General features: G+C 60.8%; 21 protein-coding genes. 11 read left to right on the top strand and 10 right to left on the bottom strand.

The window, feature by feature from the left end:
- Nucleotides 1-123 precede the first annotated feature (123 nt).
- Genes BW940_RS11230 through BW940_RS11220 form a run of 3 tightly spaced genes read right to left on the bottom strand, consistent with a single transcriptional unit; the run spans nucleotide 124 to nucleotide 2,126 of the window.
- Nucleotides 124-570, bottom strand: coding sequence for an acyl-CoA thioesterase (locus tag BW940_RS11230; RefSeq protein ID WP_076609302.1), 447 nt, complete (start codon nucleotides 568-570; stop codon nucleotides 124-126).
- Nucleotides 571-573: 3 nt separating this feature from the next.
- Nucleotides 574-960 (bottom strand): Zn-ribbon domain-containing OB-fold protein, encoded by a 387-nt coding sequence (locus BW940_RS11225; protein ID WP_076609301.1) that lies wholly within the window; start codon nucleotides 958-960, stop codon nucleotides 574-576.
- The gene (locus BW940_RS11220) at nucleotides 957-2,126 is read right to left on the bottom strand and encodes a thiolase C-terminal domain-containing protein (protein ID WP_076609300.1); all 1,170 of its coding nucleotides are present in this window, start codon (nucleotides 2,124-2,126) and stop codon (nucleotides 957-959) included. The genes BW940_RS11225 and BW940_RS11220 overlap by 4 nt, the downstream gene beginning before the upstream one ends.
- Before the next feature lie 129 nt (nucleotides 2,127-2,255).
- Between BW940_RS11220 and BW940_RS11215 the strand changes: the two genes are divergently transcribed.
- Nucleotides 2,256-3,113, top strand: a complete 858-nt coding sequence (locus BW940_RS11215; protein WP_076609299.1) for a 3-hydroxyacyl-CoA dehydrogenase family protein — start codon at nucleotides 2,256-2,258, stop codon at nucleotides 3,111-3,113.
- A gap of 50 nt (nucleotides 3,114-3,163) precedes the next feature.
- Here the strand turns inward: BW940_RS11215 and BW940_RS11210 are convergent, their stop codons facing one another.
- Nucleotides 3,164-4,288 carry an acyl-CoA dehydrogenase family protein gene (locus tag BW940_RS11210; RefSeq protein ID WP_076609298.1) on the bottom strand — a complete coding sequence of 375 codons (1,125 nt, stop codon included), beginning with the start codon at nucleotides 4,286-4,288 and terminating at the stop codon, nucleotides 3,164-3,166.
- A gap of 90 nt (nucleotides 4,289-4,378) precedes the next feature.
- Between BW940_RS11210 and BW940_RS11205 the strand changes: the two genes are divergently transcribed.
- From BW940_RS11205 to BW940_RS11195, 3 genes are all read left to right on the top strand, one after another.
- Entirely contained in the window at nucleotides 4,379-5,938 is a 1,560-nt protein-coding gene (locus BW940_RS11205; protein ID WP_076609297.1) for an acyl CoA:acetate/3-ketoacid CoA transferase, read from the top strand.
- Nucleotides 5,939-6,056: 118 nt separating this feature from the next.
- Nucleotides 6,057-6,845 (top strand): enoyl-CoA hydratase/isomerase family protein, encoded by a 789-nt coding sequence (locus tag BW940_RS11200; RefSeq protein ID WP_076609296.1) that lies wholly within the window; start codon nucleotides 6,057-6,059, stop codon nucleotides 6,843-6,845.
- Nucleotides 6,846-6,925: 80 nt separating this feature from the next.
- On the top strand, nucleotides 6,926-7,909 hold the full coding sequence (locus BW940_RS11195) for an LLM class flavin-dependent oxidoreductase (protein ID WP_076609295.1): 984 nt from the start codon (nucleotides 6,926-6,928) through the stop codon (nucleotides 7,907-7,909).
- 40 nt (nucleotides 7,910-7,949) lie between these two features.
- Here the strand turns inward: BW940_RS11195 and BW940_RS11190 are convergent, their stop codons facing one another.
- From BW940_RS11190 to BW940_RS11165, 6 genes are all read right to left on the bottom strand, one after another.
- Nucleotides 7,950-8,702 carry an IclR family transcriptional regulator gene (locus BW940_RS11190; RefSeq protein ID WP_076609294.1) on the bottom strand — a complete coding sequence of 251 codons (753 nt, stop codon included), beginning with the start codon at nucleotides 8,700-8,702 and terminating at the stop codon, nucleotides 7,950-7,952.
- A gap of 622 nt (nucleotides 8,703-9,324) precedes the next feature.
- Complete coding sequence (locus BW940_RS11185) at nucleotides 9,325-11,283, bottom strand: archaea-specific SMC-related protein (protein WP_076609293.1); 1,959 nt, start codon at nucleotides 11,281-11,283, stop codon at nucleotides 9,325-9,327.
- 94 nt (nucleotides 11,284-11,377) lie between these two features.
- Nucleotides 11,378-12,022, bottom strand: a complete 645-nt coding sequence (gene rdfA, locus BW940_RS11180) for a rod-determining factor RdfA (RefSeq protein WP_076609292.1) — start codon at nucleotides 12,020-12,022, stop codon at nucleotides 11,378-11,380.
- Between the two features lie 519 nt (nucleotides 12,023-12,541).
- Entirely contained in the window at nucleotides 12,542-13,747 is a 1,206-nt protein-coding gene (locus tag BW940_RS11175) for a TrkA C-terminal domain-containing protein (protein ID WP_235847794.1), read from the bottom strand.
- Complete coding sequence (locus BW940_RS11170) at nucleotides 13,748-14,938, bottom strand: hypothetical protein (protein WP_076609291.1); 1,191 nt, start codon at nucleotides 14,936-14,938, stop codon at nucleotides 13,748-13,750.
- 88 nt (nucleotides 14,939-15,026) lie between these two features.
- Nucleotides 15,027-15,578: a DUF7382 domain-containing protein gene (locus BW940_RS11165; RefSeq protein WP_076609290.1), complete on the bottom strand. Its 552-nt coding sequence runs from the start codon at nucleotides 15,576-15,578 to the stop codon at nucleotides 15,027-15,029.
- A gap of 75 nt (nucleotides 15,579-15,653) precedes the next feature.
- Here BW940_RS11165 and BW940_RS11160 point away from each other — a divergent pair, with 75 nt between their 5' ends.
- From BW940_RS11160 to BW940_RS11130, 7 genes are all read left to right on the top strand, one after another.
- A complete protein-coding gene (locus tag BW940_RS11160; protein WP_076609397.1) occupies nucleotides 15,654-16,721 on the top strand; it encodes an ATP-binding protein in 1,068 nt (355 codons plus the stop codon).
- Between the two features lie 31 nt (nucleotides 16,722-16,752).
- Nucleotides 16,753-17,403 carry a DUF7310 family coiled-coil domain-containing protein gene (locus tag BW940_RS11155; RefSeq protein ID WP_076609289.1) on the top strand — a complete coding sequence of 217 codons (651 nt, stop codon included), beginning with the start codon at nucleotides 16,753-16,755 and terminating at the stop codon, nucleotides 17,401-17,403.
- Nucleotides 17,400-17,861, top strand: a complete 462-nt coding sequence (locus tag BW940_RS11150) for a DUF7311 family protein (protein ID WP_076609288.1) — start codon at nucleotides 17,400-17,402, stop codon at nucleotides 17,859-17,861. The genes BW940_RS11155 and BW940_RS11150 overlap by 4 nt, the downstream gene beginning before the upstream one ends.
- 31 nt (nucleotides 17,862-17,892) lie before the next feature.
- A complete protein-coding gene (locus BW940_RS11145; RefSeq protein ID WP_076609287.1) occupies nucleotides 17,893-19,848 on the top strand; it encodes a type II/IV secretion system ATPase subunit in 1,956 nt (651 codons plus the stop codon).
- Nucleotides 19,849-19,854: 6 nt separating this feature from the next.
- Nucleotides 19,855-21,579: a secretion system protein gene (locus BW940_RS11140; RefSeq protein WP_173834880.1), complete on the top strand. Its 1,725-nt coding sequence runs from the start codon at nucleotides 19,855-19,857 to the stop codon at nucleotides 21,577-21,579.
- Between the two features lie 144 nt (nucleotides 21,580-21,723).
- On the top strand, nucleotides 21,724-22,644 hold the full coding sequence (locus tag BW940_RS11135; RefSeq protein WP_076609286.1) for a DUF7283 family protein: 921 nt from the start codon (nucleotides 21,724-21,726) through the stop codon (nucleotides 22,642-22,644).
- Nucleotides 22,645-22,716: 72 nt separating this feature from the next.
- The gene (locus BW940_RS11130; RefSeq protein ID WP_076609285.1) at nucleotides 22,717-24,051 is read left to right on the top strand and encodes a DUF7125 family protein; all 1,335 of its coding nucleotides are present in this window, start codon (nucleotides 22,717-22,719) and stop codon (nucleotides 24,049-24,051) included.

Genomic DNA, 24,051 nt, shown 5'->3' with positions numbered 1-24,051 from the left:
CCATTGCCATGCGACCCTCACCGCGACTGAGTGTCACTTCACAGCGACACAGCGGTGTCGCCATTCGCGACACCAGTCGCTTTCCGAACCAGTGAGTCTCGAGGCGTGGAAACGTGCACGTGCCTACGGGGGCGGAGACGCGGACTCTTCGTTCGCCGTGTCTCCGCGTTCGCGAATACACTCGCGCATAGCGTCGGGTAGCGGCGTCGCCTCGAACGTCTCGTCGACGAAGACGAACGATACCTCGCCGTCGGCGACGCGGTCGTCGATCGATGATCGAACGATCGTAAACGCCACCGTCAGCGACGACGTGCCGCTGTCGACGACGGTCGTCTCGAGGAGTGCGGTGTCGCCGGCCCGAAGCGGCGAGTGAAACGACGCCGACGCCTCGACTGCGGGCAGCAGATAGCCCCGTTTCCGGTAGGCTTCCATCGGATGCTCGCCGTCAGTGGCCAGACTGAAGTAATCGTTCAGCCCCACGATCACGAAGTGGAAAAATCGCGGATAGTAGATGAGCCCGCCGGCGTCGGTGTCCCCCCAGTCGACGGTGATCGGCGTCGTGTGTGACATCGATTAGCTGTGTGCGTAGAACGCGATCGTTCGTTCGTCGGTCGTCTCGGACGGCTCCACGGTGACGGTGACTTCCTGCCCGATTTCGACGTCGACCGGATCGATGTCCCGAACGATACCGGTCAGTTTGACTTGTCCGAACGTCGCGATGGCCGTGACGTACGGCGCGTCGTCTTCGAACTGCGGCGTCGGAACGGTGACAGTCGTGTGCGTACGGATCTCGCCCGTTTCGGGCAACTCCGTCTGCTCTAAGTCTCGGTCGCCACAGTGTGGACAGACACGCCGCGGTGGGACCAGCGCGTGGCCGTTCGAACACGCGTAATAGTAGCCCTCACCGGCCTCGAGTGCGTCGAGGAACTCGTCGTAGCCACCGTTCTGTGCGTCAGTCATTCTTCCACCTCCAGCACGTGAACCGCTGCACTGGCAACCGTCCCACCCGCGTTGTGTGCGACGCCGACGGTGACGTCGTCGTCGACGGCATCGGCGCGTGCGTGGGTGCCGTTGAGGAGGTTTCGAACAGCGGCGACCTGCGCCGCGCCGGTTGCACCGACGGGATGGCCTTTCGCCTTCAGGCCACCCGAGAGGTTCACTGGCAGCGCGCCGTCACGGCACGTCTCACCGCGTCGGGCCGCGCCGATGGCTTCGCCGTAGCTGTAGAGGCCCAGCCCCTCGAGGGCGAGCACCTCCGCGATCGTAAAGCAGTCGTGAACTTCGACGAGGCCGACGTCGTTGGGACCGATCCCGGCGTCGTCGTAGGCCGCTTCGGCGGCGTCGCGCGTAGCGGGGGCCGTCGCAAGTGACTGGCGATCTTGCAGGGCCATCGTATCGCCACCGTGTCCCGATCCCGTGATGGCAACGCCGGCGTCGAGTCCGTGTTCCTTGGCGTAGGACGGCGACAGCAAGACGAGTGCGGCTGCGCCATCACTGATCGGACAGGCGTCGTACAGTCCGAGTGGGGCCGCAATCTCCGGTGACTCGAGGACATCGTCGACCGTGATCTCCTCCTGGAGGTGTGCGTGATCGTTGACGAGTGCGTTGTCGTGGTTCTTGACAGCGATATGGGCGAGGTCCTCACGATCGCCGCCAAACTCGTCGAAGTACGCCCGTGTCATCAACGCGTACGCTGCGGGGAAGGTGACACCTGATCGGATCTCGAAGAGGTCGTCGGCCGCTCGAGCGAGGCCGTCGGTTGCCCCCGCCGTGCCCATATTGCTCATTCGTTCCATCCCGCCGGCGACGACGACGTCGGACTCACCGGATCTGACCGCCCGAACTGCATCCCGGACTGCGAGCCCACTCGAGGCACACGCACTTTCGACCCGTCTGGATGGGGCGGTCGTGCCCAGCGCCTCGGACGCGAGTGGTCCCTGATGACCCTGGTTTTCCGCGAGCGTGCCGACAAAGTTGCCATAAAACACCTCGTCGATGTCCTCTGGCTCAAGCCCGGCGTCGTCGAGCGCAGCGAGCCCGGCTTCCGCAAACATATCTCTCCCTCTCCGATCGGGGAACGTTCCGAACGCAGTCATCCCTGTTCCGGCGACGAATGCCTTCGACATTATCTACCACGCTACAGTTGGGCAGACAAGACTATATGTGTGTCGAACGGCTTCCGGCAGCCAGCGGGTCCAACAGCGAGATCTGTCGAGTCGGCACACTTATTGGTGTGCTCGGAACAGACACTGGTGATGGACATCGAGACGATCGACCGCGTCGGCGTTATCGGCGCGGGGACGATGGGCAGTGGTATCGCACAGGTCGCCGCCACACACGGCTATGACGTCGTAATGCGGGACATCGAACAGGAGTTCGTCGAGAACGGGTTCGAAACGATCGATGACAGTCTCGGCCGACTCGTCTCGAACGAGACGCTGTCGGAAGACGAGGCCGCAGCCGTTCGTGACCGGATCACCGGCACAACGGACCTCGAGGATCTCGCAGACTGTGATCTCATCGTCGAAGCAGCACTCGAGGATCTCGACATCAAACGCGACATCTTCGGTGACTTAGACGACATCGCGGCCGATGACGCCGTGCTGGCGACGAACACGAGTACGCTGTCGATCACGTCGATTGCCAGCGCGACCGACCGACCGGAGTCGATCGTCGGACTTCACTTCATGAACCCCGTTCCCGTGATGAAAGGTGTTGAGGTCGTCGTCGGCGAAAACACGGACCCCGACGTCGTGGAACTGGCCCACGAGTTCGCCGAATACGTCGGCAAGACGACCTGGGAATCGGACGACAAGCCCGGCTTCGTCACGAACCGGATCCTCATGCCCTGGATCAACGAAGGCATTCGCGCGTTCGACGAAGGCGTTGCGACGAAAGCAGACATCGACGCGGGGATGGAACTCGGGACGAACGTGCCGATGGGGCCGCTGACGCTCGCTGATCACATCGGCCTCGATATCTGTCTGCACGCCACCGAAACGCTTCACGAGGAACTCGGCGATCGGTACAAACCGGCCTACCTCCTCAAGCGGAAGGTCGAAGCGGGCGAACTCGGCAAAAAGACGGGTTCGGGATTCTACGAGTACGACTGAACTGGGTTTAATCGACCCAACGACGACCCCAGTGGGCACCCCGCCCGCCCCTACTGTTTGAGGTGGCGGGCGATAATCTTTTTCTGGATTTCGGAGGTCCCTTCGTAGATCGTCGTGATCTTGGCGTCGCGGTAGTATCGTTCGACGTCGAAGTCTTTCGTGTAGCCGTAGCCGCCGTGGATCTGGACGGCCTCGTTCGCGACGTCGACAGCCGCCTCGCTGGCGAAGTATTTGGCCATCGCCGCGGCCTTCGCCGCGACGCCATCCTCGTTCTTCCGCGCGGCATCACGGGTCAGCAGACGGGCCGCCTGGACGTCGGTCTGCATGTCGGCGAGTTTTTGGCTGATCGCCTGGTGTTCGATAATCGGCTCGCCGAACTGCTCGCGTTCGTTCGCGTACTGGACCGAATCGTCGAGGGCGGCCTGTGCGACGCCGACTGCCTGACTCGCGATTGCCACACGGCCGCCAGTCAGGATTGAGAACGCGGCTTTGAGCCCGCGCCCGACCTCAGTCAGGCGGTTTTCGGCCGGAATACGAACGTCGTCGAAGATGAGCGTCGTCGTGTCGCTCGCGCGGAGACCGAGTTTATCCTCTTTCTTGCCGACCTCGAGTCCCTCGACGTCTTTCGGAACGAGGAACTGCGTAACGGTGTCGGGGTCGTCACGATCGGTTTTGGCAAAGAGGATGACGACGCCTGCCCGCTCGCCGTTCGTGATCCACTGTTTCTTGCCGTTGATGACGTACTCGTCTCCGTCGAGTCTGGCTTCGGTCGACATCTCGGCGGGGTTCGAGCCGGCGTCGGGTTCCGAGAGCGCGAACGCGCCGACGGGTCGGCCACGGGCCATCTCCGGCAGCCACTCCTCTTTGTGGGCCTCGGTACCGAACTGGCGGATACACGACGTCGCGAGACAGTGGACCGACAGCGCCGTCGCGACGGCGAGGTGGCCGTAGGCGAGTTCCTCGTTGATGATGCTGTAGGTGAGCTCGTCGACGTCGAGGCCGCCGTACTCCTCAGGCACCGTCATGCCGGTAAAGTCCAGTTCCGCGAGTCCATCCCAGACGTCCTCCGGGAATTTTTGGTTCTCGTCGGCATCGTGAACGTCGGCTCCGACCTCGTTTTCGACGAAATCCTGTACCGTATCCTGGATGAGCTGCTGTTCGTGTGTAAGCTCCATACCACGATATTCGAGAGTGGCCTACTAAAGGGTGCGATCCGTCGGCAAATAGATACATAGAAATGGGCGCTCGCCCGGAGAGTAGTACGTATGACAGTCATCCAGTCACGGGAGGCGGCGGTCGATCTCATCGATGACGGCGACACCGTCGGCATCGGCGGCTTCGTGGCCGTCGGCATTCCCGAATATCTCCTCGAGGCACTCGGCGAGCGCTACGCCGAGACCGGAACGCCAGGCGATCTCACGCTGTATCACCCAGCTGCGGAGGGCGACCGACAAGGGAACGGCATCTCTCATCTCGTCCAAGACGGCATGATCAAGCGAACGATCGCGAGCCACTGGGGCTTCACGCCCGATCTGATGGAGCGGATCGTCGACGAAGAGGTCGAGGCGTACAACCTACCGTTTGGCGCGATGGATCACCTGCTCCGAGACACTGCCGCGGGCAAGCCGGGTACGATCACGAACGTCGGCCTGGGGACCTTCGTCGACCCGCGCCAGGATGGGGCAAAGGCCAACGATAGCACAACCGAAGATCTCGTTGATCTCGTGACCCTCGACGGCGAGGAGTACCTCTTCTACCGATCGGTCCCCATCGACGTCGCGATCATCCGCGGCACGACCGCCGACGAGAACGGCAACATCACGATGGAACGGGAGGCTCTCGAGTCGAACGTGCTGGCGATGGCACAGGCGGCCCACAACTCCGGTGGCACAGTGATCGCCCAGGTCGAGCGCGTCACCGAGACGGGGACACTCGATCCGCGGTCGGTTGCCGTCCCGGGCGTCCTCGTCGACTCGATCGTCGAAGCACCGGCCTCACACCACCCACAGACCTACGCCGAGCCGTACAACCCCGCCTACAGCGGCGAGATCAACCCGCCCGCAAGCGACTCGCCGGACGACGCGCCGCTGTCGGCGAAGAAGATCATCGCCCGACGGGCCGCGATGGAGCTCTCGAGTGATGCGGTCATCAACCTCGGCGTCGGCGTTCCGGAACTCATCCCCGCCGTGGCAGCCGAAGGCGGAATCGACGACGAGATCACACAGACTGTCGAGTCCGGCCCCGTCGGCGGCTCCGCCTCGGGCGGGATCAGCTTCGGGACCGCGACGGGCCACGAGGCGCTCGTCGCCTCCACCCAGCAGTTCGACTTCTACGACGGCGGCGGCCTCGACTTCGGCTTCCTGGGGATGGCCCAGATCGACCCGGCGGGCAACATCAACGTCAGCCGATTCGGCTCGCAACTGCCCGGCTGTGGCGGCTTCATCAACATCACCCAGAACGCCGAGACGGTCGTCTTCTGCGGGACACTGACGACCAACGGCCTCGAACTCGACGTCGGCGACGGCGAACTCGCGATCGAACGCGAGGGCGACCAGCCGAAGTTCCTCGAGTCCGTCGAGCAGATCACCTTCAGCGGTGAGTACGCCCGCGAGATCGACCAGCCAGTTCGGTACGTCACCGAACGAGCCGTCTTCGACCTTCGTGAAGGCGGACTCACACTCGTCGAAGTCGCACCCGGTATCGACCTCGAGGCGGACGTCCTCGACCAACTCGAGTGTACGCCCGCAGTCGCAGACGATGTAGCCGAAATGAATCCGGATCTCTTCCGGGCGGAGCCGCTCGATCTGACCGAGTACGTCAACTGATCGCGGCCCGCGGCATCGTCATTTCGTGGCGAGAGTACACACTCGTTCGCTGTGGCCGCTGCAAGCGGCGTCAGGGATCAGTATCGTTAACATCTCGCGGGAGAAATCAACGACCGATATGGCTACGTACGAAAACCTCTCTGTCGACCACGGCGACGGCGTGGCGACGGTCACACTCGAGAGCACGGCCGGCCGGAACGCACTCACACTCGAGATGGCGAACGAACTGGTTTCGGTTGCCACGACACTCGGCGACGATCCAGACACCCGGTGTATCGTGTTGACCCACGAGGGGACCTTCTTCGGCTCCGGTGCTGACCTCTCGCAACTCGCTGGCGATGGCTCCGACGCACCCCACCTTCGAGAACTGGCCGGCCGCGCCCACGAGGCGATCATCCAGTTCCACCGCGCGAAGACACCCGTCATCGGGGGGATCAACGGTATCGCTGCTGGGATTGGTTTTAGTCTCGCGCTGATGCCGGACCTGGTTGTGCTTGGCGAGGATGCAACGCTGAAGTTTGCCTATCCCGGAATTGGGCTAACAGGCGATGGCGGTGCAACCTTCTTTCTGCCGCGACTCGTGGGGCTCCGTACGGCCAAAGAGATCGTCCTCCGTGACGAGGCGATTGCCCCCGACGAGGCCGTCGAGATGGGACTCGCAACCGAAGTCGCACCCGCCGGCGAGTTCGACGAGCGACTCAAGGCCGTCGCCTCGGAGCTCGCGGCTGGACCGACACACGCACTCGGGACAGCGACCCAACTGCTGACCGACAGCTACGAGCGCGGTCTCGAGGGGCAGTTGGCCGTGGAAGCCGACGCGATCGCCGGCGCGTCCAAGACGGACGACTACGAAATCGGGCTCGAGGCCTTTTTCGGCGACGGCGACCCCGAGTTCGTCGGTCGGTAGCGAACAACCGAGCGAGCGGCCGTTTTCCGCTGGTCACATTCGCAGAATGATTTATCAGGATAAACCCCAAACGTGGAGATATGCATCTCGGCCTGGTAATCCCACGAACCGGCGCACACGACCCGACCGATCTCGCGATCGACGCGGAACAACAGGGGTATGACTCCGTCTGGATGGGGGAGCTCTGGGGAACGAGCTCCGTCGTCAAACTCGCCGAAATCGCCGCGATGACTGACGACGTCGAGATCGGAACGGCCATCGTGAACGTCTTTTCGCGGACGCCGGCCGTCCTCGCGATGACTGCAGCGACGCTCGATCAGGTCTCGGACGGGCGTGCGTCGTTTGGTGTCGGGACGAGTACGCCGACGGCCGTCGAAAACGTCCACGGCATGGCGTTCGAACGGCCCGTTCGTCGCTCCCACGAGACGATCGAGATCATCACAAAAATCCTGCGGGACGACGAGCCAGTCGACTACGACGGGGAACTGCTCAGCGTCAACGGCGTTCCGCCAGTCAACGCGGACGTCCCAGTGTATCACGCGGCGCTCGGCCCGGCCAACCGACGCGTCGTCGGACGACTCTGTGACGGGTGGATGCCACACAATATCCCGTTTTCCGAACTCGAGAACGCCTTCGAAGTCGTCGAACGCACGGCTCGTGAGGCCGATCGTGATCCGGACGAGATTACGATCGCCCCATACGTTCCGGCGGCGGTCAGCGACGACGCCGACGAAGCCTACGACGCCGTTCGTGGCCACATCGCCTACTACGCAGGCAGCGCCGACGGCTATCAAAAGGCGGTCGCAACCCAGTTCCCCGACCGTGCCGAACGCGTCGCCGAGGCGTGGCAGGCGGGTGACCGCGGGGAGGCTACCAGCCTCGTGACGGACGAAATGGTCCACGATCTCGGTGTCGCCGGCACGCCGGACGACGCACGCGAACAGCTTCGGGACCTCGTCGCCGAGACCGCGATCGATCGGCCACTGGTGACGATTCCGGAACAAGCTGCCGACGAACTGGCCGAAGGAACGATCGAAGCGCTTGCCCCAGTGTCGAAGTCGTAATCACTCGTTACGAGCCTCAAACCAAACCGAGTCGAGTATCCTACACGTAGTCCAGGTTCACCTGCGTAACGTTTGCGGCCCGCTTGACGACGTCTGCGATCTCGTCGCGACGTGTCTCGTCGATCCGACTCTGTGGCCCACAGACACAGATCGACCCGCGAATCTGATCGCTCTTATCGAGGATCGGCGCTGCGATACAAACCATGCCCGCGATGCGTTCTCCCTCGTCGATCGCATACCCCTGTTGGCGAACGGACTCGAGTTGCTCGAACAGGACGTCGGCATCGGTGATCGTTCGAGACGTCACTGCAACGAGACCGTGTCGGTCGATGATCGCATCGACTCGCTCGTTGGGCATGTATGCGAGCATCGCCTTTCCTGGCGCGGTCGCGTGCAGTGGCATCCGAGCACCAGGATACGCAAAAAGATTGACGGCGTCCGGCCCTTCCTGAACCGCAAGGATCACCGCCTGATCGGCTTCTTCGATAAGCAGGGTTGCGTGTTCACCGGTCTCCACAGCGACGTCCTCGAGTTCGTCACGAACGGCTTTGAACACCTCTAACCGATGTCGCTGCCGGTGGCCGACCTCGAGAAACCGTGTCGTCGTCTGGTATTCCTTGTCATCTTTCGTCACGTATCCCGTTGTGATGAGTGCCTGCAAGTAGTCGTGAACGGTACTGACGGGCATATCGAGCCGTTCGGCGAGTTCTGAAACGCCCCCACCACCGTTTTCTGCGAGTTCGTCGACGAGCGTGAAGGCCCGTTCGACCGACCTGTTGGATTTCCCTCCCATGATTGGACCCACAACCGCAAGCTACAGAAAGGTTTCGACTCCGCCGGATACATTTTCGAATTTGGGTGAAATCCGAGATACATATTCAGTACAGTTTTCCGGTTATCCATCACTCGAAACGTGGATAAGATACCGAAGAAGTCCAGAAGGCAGATATTCACACTTACTTGTGGACTGTTAACATACCTCTACTAAATGAATTCAGTTCCGGCAGAGTCGAATCACCTTCAAGTGATTATATTATAGTAATATCCTCTTATTCAGTGTAGTCAATGATGAAAGAGAAACCACGATCCAGGACCGGCACGGGATTATTTATTAGATATCCTCGATAACTGTGTCTCGTTCTCGCTCGTTTCGAGACGAAACTCGCATCATTCCTCACAGAATTTTTCCGGGAAAGTCGGAATATCTTTCATCAAAACTGAGCACCGACGTTCGTCACTGCTGACAGCCGAGAGACTACTGATCGCACGACAGCTGTACGATTGATGTGAGATTTACGCCAGTTGGCACAAGAGGGCTGCCAGCCGGACTCGACGATAGCCGACACGCTATTACAAGCATACCCCTGTAATCCATCGCTCAGAACGGAATGTCCGCATCACACTCGTGACGGTGGTTAGATATCCGTGATTACACCGTGGCCTCCTTCGACTGCCTGTGCGTCCTCTTCTAACAACGCCACGACGAGATACGGAACATACGACTCGAAGTACTCGACAAGCGTTGCGATCCGTTCAGCATCGATCGCCTCGAGCGAGTCAAGGAGCATAACCGGAACCGTCTCGTAGACGTCGTGAACGAGGTATCCGGCCAGTGCGAATACGAGCCCAGTCACTTCCCGTTCGCTCTCACTCAGGTGGTCGATCGTGTCCTCGTAGGCCGCACCGTCGTCGGTGCTTCGCACGATTTTGAGATCGAACGACGATTTCGAGACTTTCCGGCGACCCTCACGAACCTCACGGGTAGTCCGATCGATCCAGATCCGATCGAGATTCTCGTACTGGAGTGTCTCGAGGAGGTTTTCCATGTGCTCGTTGAACGCCTCGACCGCGTTGGCCTCGATCTGGTCGATTCGAGTGCGAAGCGCCGTCAGTTCGTCAGTGACGTCCTCCCGGCGGGCCTCAAGTCCCTCGCGACCGTCGAGACGATCTTCGGTCTCGGCGATCTCGTCTTCAATCTCGTCACGCTCGCGCTCTTTGCGCTCGAGTTCGAACTCGAGTTGGTTGACCTCCTTGTGCTGGTCGAGCACGCCGCTGTACTCTTCGGTTTCGAGAGCTTCGATCTCGGCTTCGAGTTCGTCGATTTCGTCGGCGAGTGCCTCACGCTCCTCGGTCAACTCTTCGATTCGATCGCTTCGACGGTCGATCTCGTCGGCGATCGACTCGAGACGCCGCTGTGTCTGTTGGTACTCGGTGCGGTTTTCGTTGATGTTCGACAGCGTCTCCCGCCGATCGTTAAGGTCGGCACTGATCTCGGAGCGCTCCTCGAGTCGCTCCTGTCGTGCGGTTCGGAGCTGTTCGATCGTCGTTTCGATCTGGTCTCGAGCAACTGACGATCCACAGGTCCAGCACGTGACCGTCTCCGAATCGCCGAGCAACTGGTCCGTCAGGGGGCCGTCATCGGTCTCGTTCGTCTCTGCGAGGAACGAATCCGGCTCCTCGAGGAGCTGTTCGTTGAACTGGATGGTGCTCTGTAACTGGGAGATCTCTTCGGAGAGGTCAGCCTTTTCGGCCTGAAGGGTCTCAATCTCCGCCTCAAGACGTCCGATCTCCGTCTCATCACCCGTCGAGAGCGACTCGAGTGTGTCCTGAACTTCGTCTTGCTCTTCCTCGAGAGCCTCGATGCTCGCGCGTTCGGTCTCGATTCGGTTTCGGGTGTGTTCGATCTCGGATCGCGTCTCACGGACGTCGTCGAGCTTTGCCTCGAGTTCGGACTGTTCCTCTCGGCGCTCTTCGACGTCAACGTTCGTCTCTTCGAGTTTGTTTTGGGCCGTCTCGAGTTCTGCTTGTAGCGTCTCGATTTCGTCAGTGACGCGTGTCCGCTTTGCCTCGAGGTCGGGGAGACGCCCTTCGAGGTCGTCGAGTTCTGCAAGCTGGTCGTCGAGGTTGCGCTTTCGCTGTTCGTATTGTTCGATCTCCGATTTGATTGCGGCGGTATCGACCGGGCGCATGATCAGTTCGCGGAGGTCGTCGCCGCGAGCGACGGCCTGTCGTGCCTCGTTCGACTCGAGGAGGAAGGCAAACAGATCGGCAAGTTCCGGGTCCTCGAGGTACGGCTCTCCGTCCGTGGCAATCGTGCCGCTTCGACGTGTGAGCGTCCGTCGATAGGTTTCATCGCCGAACTCGAGGACGGCACTGCCTTCCGTCGCGTCGGCTTTGAGACTCACCTGATTGCTGCCGAGTGCAGCCATGATTGCTTGTAACAGTGAGGTCCGGTTCGTCGCATTTCGACCGGAGAGCACTGTCACCCCCTGTCGGAACGACACCGTGGTCTCATCGATCCCACCGATATTATTCACTTCAAGCGTTGCTTCGTCTGGGACGTCTCGGTTCTTTGTGTCTAAACGATGTTCCATATACCGCTGTTTTGGCTCCCAACAGATAGGTATTACCACTCCAGTTCCAAATGCAGAACGACGGCGAAACTATCAGGACGTCCACAACTCAGGATTACTGTTCAGCTGTGCTCGAGTTGTAACAGTCACAGGCCTGCTCTTCGAGGAGGTCACGGATAGTGTACTCCTGAAAACACTCCTGACACGTCACTGTAATCGAGACGGTCACGCTGTGTTCACCGATTTCGAGAATCCCGTTCCGTTCGAGTTGGGCAACGGTATCTTCCGTCACCGCAGCAGTTCGGTTCTGGAGCGCACCGAGTTTCTCAGCGCTTCGCTCCAGTCGTTCCTCGTCGCTTGGCGTCGCAAGTGAGGTCTCGAGGCAGTCAGTCAGGTGGTTGTAGACCGTTTGGTGGGAAACGAAATCCGATTCGACCTGTTCGATCGGGACGCCATCGCGTTCGAGTTCGGTCCGAGTCTGAACCCGTGTCCCGCTGCTGACGTCGTCGTCGGTGAGCAAGCGATACGTGTTTTCGATCTCACCTTCCTTGACGGAGACACCTGCCGTCTCGAGTGCGGACTCGAGGACGCGCTGGTTTACGTACGTTGCGAGTTCACGAGTACTGTACTGTTCAGTAGTGTCTCCAGTCCAGTACGCGATGAGATCGTCATTGAGGGTCGAAAGATTGTATTTATCTGCGATCCGTCCAGTTTTACAACACGGCTTCTCCGACTCCGAGGCGCGGTTGTGAGTAGTCATAGTTTTGTGTACTGTTCCATACATAAAAAGCACTTCGAAGCGAACACCTGTTACCTGACGAGGACAACGCCGATCGTAACTGAAACGATGTCCATGCTGGTTTACAGTGATACCCACGTAAATCATTGCTGAGTAGCTCAGTAGTAGTTCGGTTACCACACATTTTGTAAAATTTTCATAAGCCAAAATGTAGTATTTGTAATACGATAAATAAGCTGGTGATTAATTATAGAGACGAAGACAGTACACCGACATTCCACATCAAATATTTCTATTAGACAGTGTATAGTAGTAATAGCAGCTCTATAGCGATGCTCATCGACGCCAAGAAAAATTCAGTGTACAGTTTATTATACTGGTAGTTTAGTATAACTATATTTTATCCAATACTATCTGCTGATCACGTAATCTGGCGGTTTCGACAAGCCTCACGATCCATTCTCACGGTCCATTTTCGAACGGCGAGGGATTCGTATCGGTCACGTCAAAGATAGTGTTCTTTTACCAACACAGGTATTATTATATATCGGACACCGTCGGGTCGGTGTGCATCCGGTGGCGCAGTCGACAGAGTATTTCCGGAGTACCGAAGACGTACAGTGTATCGCCTGCCTGCAACGGTTCTCCGTCTTCTGGACGCGTAATCACGCACTCGCCACGTTCGATGGCGAGAACAGTACCCGGGACCCACCCGACGAATTCGCTTTCGAGTGGTCCGTTCGACACAACCGTCGCCAGTGTAATCGTTTCGTCTGCGGCCCGAATTGCTGCTGCGAGTTCGCTGCCGTCAGATGGCAACTCCTGGTGAACCGTCAGCCGGTACCGTGTCTCGAGGGTGAACACAGCGGCGTCGTCTTCGTCGACGATGAGCGTCGCGACTGAACCCGAACTGGAACGGAACGTCCCCGTCGCCACGAGTCGACTCGAGTCGGAATCGGTCGTCCAGACTTCGACTGGATCACCGGTGCTTACACGCGGAGGGAACGCGGCCCGAACTGCGACGGCAACACGGTCCGGTGGCAGCCTCGCACTGAGACCGGTTGGCTGCGCACCGACTGTAAGCGACGTGATGGTGCCGTCGGCAGCGAACTCGGTAGCAACGTAGCCGATACCGAAATCGTCCTCCAGTCGCCGTCGAAGCCGCGATCGGCGTTCGGCTGGCGAGAGTTCCTGTGGGAGCAGTACTGTCCGTCCCTCGAGCCTTCGTTTGCTGTCGTCATCGATCGGTGGATACCCATCTGCATCGTCGATCGTCTCCGGAAGCGTTAGAACGACTGCGATCCCGGCCAAGCGAATACGGTCTGCGATCGGTCCGGATGCATCGAGTCCAGAAACTCCGAAGACGCCGCATGCGAGGTGATCACCGAGTCGGTGACCACCTGTCGAAAGGATAGCGCCGGTAGCTACCACACCGAGCAAATAGATGCCAGTTGTGTAGTGGGCAAGCGGCGAGTCGGCGACGATTACCCCGTCTTGCCACAGCTCGATGCAAAGCCAGACGAGCGGAACCGCAAGTCCAGCAATGATCGCCGGACCACGGGCCAGATTTTGGGCTGTTCTGGCGCGATAGCCAAACGCGAGTACCGTAGTAACGAGACCCGCAAGCAGCCCGTATCCGGGAATTCCGAGGGTGGCCACTCGAGTCCATTCGAGTGTTAGATCCAGCGTAGCGAGCGTGGCCATCTGTTGCACCTCGACGGCCAGCGTCGGTATGGCGTCTCCCATTCAGTAGCTCACCTCAGGAGCCGACTGCTTGCGATCAATCGAGTCCACGGCTGTGCGGTCGGTACCGACGAGAAACGCATCGTCACCGATCTCGAGTATGTCGGTAGACGGTTCGAACGTCCATGTCTGCCGAGCAGTACGGGCGTCATCGTCCACCGGTCGAACTGCGATCGCGTCGACATCGACAGCATCGTCGACAATGACATCCCGAACGGATGCTGTGATTGTCGTCCGTCGAATCGTCGCGCCGCCTCGTTCGAGCAGCGAAATCGCGTCGAACTCGTGACGCATCTGTGTCGGGGTGACGACGAGCCGAACTGCATCTGCCTCGAGAAGAACAGACGTTTCCGGCGTCGGAACCGCAATGAGAACCGTTTCTTCAATATCGGGTGCCGTTGCCGGCCGATCCTCGTGCGGCACAGCCTCGTCGACAGCCACCCGAAGAACCCTTCCACGAATCGTCGTCGTGGCTGTCGAAACGAGAACCTCATCACCAGAATCGATCCCTGCCGGAACGAGCGTCTGGACCGAGACGGCCCGCCATCCCGAAGGAACATCCGCTGCGAGATCGTTTATCGGCGGGGCCGCAGTGATCGTTGCTCGGCCGCGACCGTCGATAGCGACGTCGATGGCCGCAAGGTCATGGGTCGTTCGAAGCCGATCCTCGAGTCGCGTCTCGAGTTCCGAACGCGACAGGTCAGCCGGCAGTCGCCACCGTCCGTCCTCGAGCGTCGTTCGAAGCGACGGACCGAGCGGTGGATATCCCTCATGGTCACGAACACTGCCTACGGAGCGGATCGTTACCTGGCCAGCGGCGTCGACAGCATCGATCGCATCGGCAGCGAGGGGTTGCGTTCGGACAGTCGGCTGTGCGGTCGCCCGCGGCAACTCGTCGGCCAGCCGAGCGCCGTAGCTATCGGCGTACAACGCGAGGGCGAAGACGACGCCGGAGCCGATCGATAGCCGTGGAAGCTGTGCCGTCGTCAGCTGGATCAGCTCCATCGAAGCTGCGGTGATTCCGGCGACGCCGACTGCGCTCACGCTGACGACCGCACCGAGAACGGTGTCGGTCGTCGTCTGTCCGACGACGACGCGGCCACAGCCGACGAGCCCAGCGAGCGGGAGTCCGAGCAGCAACCCAACCGATAGTCCCAGAACGATCTCGTCAGGAGTGATGAACAAGAAACTCATAACTGAGCTCTCAGTCGGGATCGAGTCCCCACATTGCACTCCCAGGGCGCTCGAGTCAGCCACCTGTGTTCAGGATCGGAATCGATCATCAGAAATCCGATGCGACCCGGATTTCGGGATTGGGCTGCTCGTCGATGTAGTTGCTGTCCGACGGCGGGATAACCTCGACTTCGATCGTGCCGATGTCCTGATCGGCACGGAGACTCTGATCGCCGTCGAAATTGAGGACTGCCTGGTTGTCCTTAAGCTTGTAGCTCTTCGAGAGCGAACCCGGTGATTGACCCGTTTTCGCCTGAACAACGCCGTCTAACTGAGCGGAGCCCGCCGTTGCAATGATGGTCGCGTCTTCGACGTTATTCCCGTTCTCGTCGATGACGGAAACCACGACTTCACCGTCCACGCCGCCCTGGTCCGCCTCGATGAGTTCGCCGTCATCGATCCGGACGGTGACCTCCGTATCACCGACGTCACCGATGCCGCCGAGCATATTCAACATCAATGCCAGCGCCGCGACGCCAACGACAAGCGCAATCACCAACCGGATCGGTAATCCCTCGATCGCACGGTCGTCCCGAATAAAGGAGACCCGTGAACGCGCTTCCGTACTGGAATCGGCTGCTATCGTTCGTTTCGAAGCCATGCCCCGCTTGGGCTCGCCTTCTCTCTTAAACCCTGGAACGAACGTTCAAGTAGCAAGCCGAAACGAGTGGCGACCGTGAGTTTCGTACTCGGCCGCGACGGCGACAGAGACCGTGGACCTGTCGGCCATCTTGGAAGCTACCGTGCGCTGGATGGCACCAGCGGCGCAGTTCTCTATTGTGACCTCGATGGCCCACACGCGGTGACGATCGTCGGAAAACGCGGCTACGGAAAGTCCTATACGATGGGTGTCTTCGCGGAAGAACTCGCCAAAACGAATGGCCTCGCACCGGTCATCGTCGATCCAATGGGGGCCTTCGAAACTCTCGCGGAGACGAACACCGACACGGAACGTGATAATAAAATTCCAGCGACAGTGATCGACGATCCGGCCGTCAAGCCAACTGCGCTCGACCCACAGTCGTGGTGTGGACTACTCGGACTCTCACCCGAACGCGGTGCTGGAGGACTGGTTTGGCAGGCCGCACAGAAGACGTCGACTATAGCCGAAATGCGTGCCCATATCGATGGCACTGACGCCCCACAGATCGACAAACGTGCTGCACGTAACCATCTTCATCTCGCGGAGTCGTGGGACGTCTTCGACGCGACAGGTCTCGAGGCAACAGACCTCGCCGGTCCGGAGGTCACGATCATCGACGTCTCCGGACTCGAGAGCGCGCCGATGAACGCGGTCTGTCGTGGGGTGGCCGAAGCGCTGTATCGAGCACGCGTCACCGAGACGATCGAGCGCCTGCCGTGGCTGTTGCTCGACGAGGCCCATACCTTCTTTTCGGGAGTCGCCGAACCCGCACTCGAGCGCATTCTGACGCGTGGCCGTGCACCCGGTGTGAGTCTCGTCGCTGCGACACAGCGACCGAGTGCCGTCCCCGCACTCTGTCTCTCCCAGTCGGATCTCTTGCTCGCTCATCGGCTAACCGCCCAGACGGACCTCGAGGCGCTTGTAGCGGCTCAGCCGACGTACATGAACGGCTCGCTTGCCGATACCGATCGGTTGCCAGAGACACCGGGGGAGGTCGTCGTGATCGACGACGCGACGGAGACAGTCCACGCGGTACAGATCCGCACACGTGAAACACCACACGGTGGCAACAGTCCGCGAGCGAGCAATGTCGAAATATAGGTTTAAATACGAAGCCGCGACCAGACGGCCCATGCCCAGCAGGGACCGGTTCGAACAGCGACTCACCGCCGTCGAGCGCGTCGTCGTCGACGGCGACACTGCGATCGACGAGCTCGACGAGGTGGCCACGCTCGCCGACGACATCGACCGACTCGAGTCACGCATCGATGCTCACGATCGTCGAATCGCTGCCCTCGAGGCAAAACTCGATGCCCTCAATGGTTTCGCCGGCAACGTCGCATCGGTCAACGACGCCGTTGAACGACAGGCCAACGCGGCCGTGGCCACCGTCGACCGACTCGAGTATCGACTCGCCGAACTCGAGCGATGTCTCACCGATGCACATCCCAAGAACTCTACGTCCGGGGTCGAGGCCGAAGCCGAATTCGCGTGGTCTGAATCGACCCAAGAAGACGGGGACGAATTGATCCAGGGAGACGGGAACGAATCGATCCAGCCGGTCACCGATCAGATCGACCACGATGGGACGACAGCACTCGAAGCAGACAACGGATCAGCCGAGGCGAACAACTCGGCGACCGTAGAACAGACGGCCACGAATATTCTCTCGGAGGCAGACGAGCCGAACAGCAACAGGAAAACACCCGAATCGCCGACAGCCGATAAATCAGCCGACTCGAGAACGGGGCTGCTGGCCTCGCTTCGATCCAAACTCCCGTGATTCGATACGTGCTTGCGGTTATGCTGGCGATTGCGATGCTGGCAGTCGCCATGCCCGCACTCGATCGGGGCGCGACGATGAACACCGAACGGACGGTCGACTCGAGTATTGCAGCCGTCGACGACGCAGCAACGGCCGTGGCAACTGAAGAGCGCTCGCCAGCGGGTCATCCCGATCCACAGCGGGTCGTCGAGGTAACGTTACCAGCCCAGTCGTTGACGACCACCGCTGTCGACCAGTTCGAGATTGTACCCCACGAAAACGGCAGTTTCAGCCATGCACGATACGTCCTCGAGGACGGGACGACACGAGAGGCAGTTATTGACGAACGGATCGTCTGGCTCGATCCAGCGAAAACCGAGCCGATCGAGTTTGATGGACCCGGTGAGCTCCAGCTCGTGCTCACGTTACACTCAGATATGGACGGCGAACCCGTTGTCGTCGCGAGGCACCCGTGAGTTTATATCGGAATACGCGACCAGTGTCGCCATGACGCAGGACGGGACGCCAAGCGGGCTTCGATCGGTCTTCGAGCGGACCGGCGTGGGTGGGTTGCTCGCCAGCAGTATTGATCGGTTCGGCCGTAAGGACGAATCGTCAGGCGCGTGTTCGTGCCACGTTTCGTTCGACGAGGAAACGCTCGTCCTCGATGCGAGCGATTGCGACGGCCAGTTGGCGACGTCGACTGCGTGTCGTCGAACCGTCGTCGACGCGTTGGCGGACCGTGATGCGAGTCGGATCGTCGTTCGAAACACCGGTCTCGAACAGCAGTACCGCGGTTCTGGCGTTGAGCTTCTCGGTTCGGCCGGCCGGTTCGTCGAACGGCTCGGCGATCGAAACGACCGGCTGGCGACGGCAGCGCTGGGTGATCCACTCGGGGTCGCCGACGAGGTGGACACGCGAGTCGGTCCAGTGGCTGATATTGGTATCGACGCTGGGCTTACACGTGTTGCGAGGACGATCGATAGCTACGAAGACGCGTTTTCGCCGACCGTTGGGCTCACGATCGGCCACTACCGTCTCGAGCCGTCGATCGACGACGGTGCTCGGCTCAGGGACGTTCGATCACTCGAGACGGGAAGCGACGCCCGCATATACACGAGACACGGTGGTGTGCCACGCTATATGCTCGACGTCATCGATCTCTCGCTGACGAGCGCAGAACGGACACACCTCGTCGATGGCTACGAGGCAATCGCCGAAGGAACTGTCGAGGGCGACCGTGTCGCATCGCGAGCACTCGAGCAGGTGACCGACGAACCGGCCGACCCACTGCTCACCGACGTTCTCAGCAAGCATACGGCGGGCTATGGAATTCTCGAGGATTTGTTCGCAGATCCACGGCTGACTGACGTCTACGTCACGTCGCCGGTTGCACGGAATCCGGTTCGTGTCGTCGTCGACGGCGAATCGATGGCGACGAACGTCTTTCTGACCCAGGACGGTGCACAGGCACTCGCCTCCCGCGTCCGCCGGACCAGCGGGCGCGCGTTCTCGCGAGCGAATCCGACGGTCGATGCCACGGCAGTCCTCGAGAACGGTGTCGGAATCCGAGTCGCCGGCGTCACTGATCCAGTCGCCGACGGCGTCGCCTTCGCTTTTCGTGAGCGAGCGGACGATCGGTTCACGCTGCCTGGACTCGTCGCGAACGGAACCATGCCGGCAGATGTGGCGGCGTTTCTCTCTGTTGCCGTCGAGCGAAACGCCGCTGCACTGATCGCCGGAACCCGCGGCTCGGGAAAAACAACGCTGCTCGGAACACTGCTGTACGAACTCACGCCGGATACCAGAACCGTACTGATCGAGGACACCCCCGAACTCCCGGTCGAGGCGCTCCAATCAGTCGGCCGGGACGTACAGGCCCTCCGAACCGGGAGTGGGGAGGGACCCGAGATCACGCCCAACGAAGCGCTCAAGACGGCGCTTCGACTGGGCGATGGCGCACTCGTCGTTGGCGAGATTAGAGGCGAGGAAGCACAGGTGCTGTACGAAGCGATGCGAGTCGGTGCCAACGCGAACGCGGTACTCGGGACGATCCACGGTGATGGGGCCGACGAGGTCTACGAACGCGTCGTCTCCGACCTCGGAGTCGATCCCTCCTCGTTCGGGACGACGGACCTGGTCGTCACGGTACAGGCACATCGAACGGCGAACGGTCGAAGCCGACGGCTTGCCAGGATCGAAGAGGTCATCACCGATGGCGACGGGATCTGGTTCGAATCGCTGTACGAACTCAAGGGAACGCGAGCCGTTTCAACCGGCCGAATCGACCGCGGAGAGAGCCGGGTCGTAAATCAGCTCGCTGGACCGACCGAGACGTACGCCGACGTTCGGAGGGCGATCGGCGAGCGGACGGCACAGATCGAAACGCTTGCTGACGACGGCCGGACGAGTCCTCGAGAAGTGGCCACAGCCGGTGTCGAGTGCCGACTCGAGGATGGGTAATCGTCGATGATGGGGCTGTCACTCTCCGCTGTCGTACGGGGCCTCGCCGCGCTCTATCCGTACGCCGTCGACGTCGATAACGACGAGCTGGTGGACGCGCTCTCGTTCGTCGACTCGCCACACGACGCCGAGACGATCGTTCGGGCGGGGTACGGTTCCGGAATCGTCGCCGCGTTCGTCCCAGTCCTATTAGTGCAAACTGCAGCACCGCTCCCGTTCGTGTTGTTTTTTGTGCTCGTCACACCCCTGACAGCGATCCACACCGTGCACTCGTTGCCACACGTCCAGGCGGCGTTTCGCCGAACCGAAGCGCTCGGCGCGACGCCGAATCTCATCGGTCGAGCGGTCCTTCGCATGCAGGTCCAGCCGGCACTCGAGAGCGCCGTCCGATTTGCGGCCGACACCGGAACTGGCCCGCTAGCGGACAGCCTCGCTGCGCATACCGACCGGGCGATGGGAACGCCGGAGACGGGACTGCTTTCGTTTGCAGCGGAGTGGGCCGAGTGGTTTCCAGCGCTTCGGCGGTCGTCACACCTGCTCGCAACGGCACAGGAAGCTCCCGAGGCGGAACGGGCGCGGACGCTCGACCGGGCGCTCGCAGCCGTCCTCAACGGCACGCGGAGTCAGATGGCAGCATTTAGGTCGTCGATCCAGGCACCCACGAACGGCCTCTTCGCGTTCGGGATCATGATACCGCTCGCGCTTATTGCGCTCGTGCCAACCGTCCCAATGGTCGGATTCTCGGTCAACATCTGGATCATCGTCCTGCTGTACAACGTCGTTTTACCGGGCTGTCTTGTCGTCGCGAGCGGCTGGTTGCTCGTTCGCCGTCCGGTCGCGTTTCCACCGCCGAAGATCGGTCACGATCACCCCGATGTTCCCGATCGACTCTGGACCCGTGCACTGTGGGGCTTGCTCGCCGGCGGTGGGAGCTACACTGCGACAGTCGCGTTCGGCCCTCCCCATCTCGCAGCAGTCGTCACCGTCGGATTCGGGATCGGCGTTGCGCTACTCGCCGTCTACAGCCCGATCCTTTCCGTACGACACCACGTCCGTGACGTCGAAGCACACCTTACTGACGCGTTGTATATTGTCGGCCGGCAGGTCGCCGAGGGCGAATCCGTCGAATCGGCGGTCGAACTCGCGGCAGAACGCGTTCCCGGCGAAACGGGTGCCGTCTTCGAACACGCTGCTGGCGTCCAACAGCGGCTTCACGTCGGCGTCGAGGAAGCCTTTCTCGGCCGGTACGGCGCGCTACGAGACATTCCCAGCCCTCGCACTCGAGGGACGGCTGCACTGCTTGCGATCGCAGCGGACGAAGGGAAACCTGCCGGCCGCGCGATCGTGTCGATGGCCGACCACTTAGAGGAGTTGGCCGACGTTGAAGCTGAAACCAGACGAAGTCTGGCAAACGTCACGGGGACACTCGACAACACGGCTGCGTACTTTGCGCCGCTGGTCGCCGGAGCGACCGTGGGAATGGCTGCGATGATGTCAAATGAGGCGCTGTTTACCTCGAGTGCAGTCGATGCAGCAGTCTTCCCTACCGAATCGCTCGCGATCGTGGTCGGCGTCTACCTCGTCATGCTGTGTTTCATTTTGCTGCCGCTTTCGATCGCACTCCGACACGGCGTGGATCGGGCGCTCATCGGCTATCACGTCGGCCGAGCGCTCGTCTCCGCGATGGTGTTGTACGTCGTAACTGTTGGTGGGATCGGCGTGCTTCTCTGATACGGACTGCTGTAGTCAGTTACCACCGATCACCGATTCCGATGCTGGTGATCGGTGGTAAATCGGTACAGCAGACCGTATGAATCGCGGCCGAGAACCAGTCTCACCACGGGGTTTACATACGAAAGCGCGACCACTGGACCCATGGATTGGGAGGCTCCCGTCGATGCGTGGTCCGTCTGGTTGGCTGTCGCTCTCGTCAGTATTGCCGTCGCTGGGGTAGTACTCAGTTTTCCCACGGGGCCGCCACCGGACGCAAACCAGGCTGCGAACGCGATCGAACGGACGACAGGAAGTGTACACGACGCCAGTGCGTCGTACGACCACGACGCCGACGAAGTCAAACTCGAGCGAACCACCATCTCGTTGCGAAACGAACACGGGACGACACACTCGAGTCTCGCCTATGGAACGTTCGTCCCCGTGCTGGGAGACGACCGCCTCGAGAGGATCGCTCACGGCGCGTCACTCGAGGCAGAGTATGGCTACGCCCGCCAGAGCGACCGGCGAGACGTCGGCGGGGAGTTTCTCGACGATGTCATTGGCGCCGCCGAGAACCGCGGCGAGTGGCAACCGGCGAACGGCGAGCTGGCCGTCAGATCGGTGCGCGTCGAGACGGGATCAGTGCTTGCGGTGTCAGCGCGCGGCGCTGCCCCTGCAGACGGCAGTTCCAGAGATTCGTACGCGACGGACGTCTCGATCACACACACCGCGGATCCAGGGAGTGAACTGCGATTCGTGTTCTCAGGAACGCGCCACGCAAACCACGGCACAGATCCGCAAATCCGAGAGACGACGGCAACGGTGATGGCAGACGATTCGCAGTCGGTCGACATCGAACTCTTTCCGGACGACGAATCGGATACGAGCGCACTGCGCTATCCGATTACTATCGAAGTGGCCGTCGATGGCTCACGGGCGTGTAGCGGTTCCCTCGATCGCGGTGGTCGGACTCGAGAGCTCTGTTCGCCCGGCCCCACGGCCGACGACGTTGCAAGCGACGTCGACTGGCTCACCCGCCATCCCGAAACCGGGGCGTACCACGTGACGATCGTGAGCGTATAGAGTAAATTCGTACAGTTGCCGCGGACGCCCGCTGATACCGAGGTTCAAAAAGGAAGGCGAACCAGTATCGATATGATCGCTATCGCCGGATCGAAAGGTGGCTGTGGCAAGACGGTAACGACGATCGGTCTCACCGAGGCGTTCGCCCGGACGGGGATGGCGTCGGTCGCCATCGACGCCGATCGACAACTCCCAAATCTCCACGTCACAGCGGGAGTCGACCGCGAACCGACGCTTGCGGCACTCGAGTCGGCCGATCGACCGACTGCAAGCGAAGCGTCGACCACGGAAAGAACAACCGAACTCCAGTCGATCGCCCACCAGAGCCCTCGCGCCTCGAACGCTGGGATCGTACCGGCACCGATGCCGTCGGAGCGAGGCGCGATCGAGTCGGTCCTCGAGACGCTCGATACCGAGACGGTCCAGCCGTTCGTCGACTGTCCGTCGGGTGCAGGCCCGGACGTCGTCGAGCCGCTGTCGGCAGCAGACGGCGTGATCGTCGTGACGACCGCCACCGAACGCAGCATCAGTGCCGCAGAGACGACGATCGAGATGGCTCGCCGACTCGAGGCACCGATACTCGGAGCCGTACTGAACCGGTGTGAGACGGTTCCAGAAGCGGTCGACTCGTGGATCGACGTCCCGGTACTGGGGCTGGTTCCCGAGACGGAGACGCCGTTGACCGACGAGTCCACACAGCAAGCGTATGGAGATATTATCGAGACGCTACAGACACGAAACGCGACAAATCGAACGCCACCGGAGTACGACGACGCGTTATGTCAGACAGGAATCTCGACGCTCGATCACAACCTCGGTGGTGGGCTGGCACCGGGGACAGTGGTCGCGCTTTCGGCCCCACCGGCGAGCCAATCGGAGCAGTTGCTGTATCAGATGACCGCTCCCCGGGGGACGCTGTATCTCTCGACCGAGCGATCGGTGGCGAACGTCCGGCGAGCGATTGCATCGACAACGGTAGAGACCGGTACTCCGACGATTCGGTCTGTCGAAGGGAAAGACACACTCAAGAACGCGACGGAACTGCTCGAGAAACTGCCAGACGGTGCGACCCTGATCGTCGATCCGATCGCCGAACTCGAGCGACACGATCGGTCGACGTACGTCTCGTTTTTGAACAGTCTCAAAGAACGAATGGTCGAGAACGAGAGTATCGCCGTGTTACACTGTTTGACAGCGCCGGAGCCACCGAATAATCGGACAGCGACGATCCATGCCGTCGATGCCGTCTTCGATCTCCAACCGGCCACGGCGGACTCTGGAACGGCCATTGAATACGAACTGTCCATACGGAAGTTTCGGGCCGATAGCGCGGGGACGAAGACAGTCGAACTCGCGTTCGGTGACTCGAGGCCGATGGCGATTGAACCGAACCCGGAGACAACGTGA

The organism is Natronorubrum thiooxidans (assembly GCF_900156475.1).
Lineage (GTDB): Archaea > Halobacteriota > Halobacteria > Halobacteriales > Natrialbaceae > Natronorubrum > Natronorubrum thiooxidans.
This window is presented reverse-complemented; position numbering and strand designations above follow the sequence as displayed.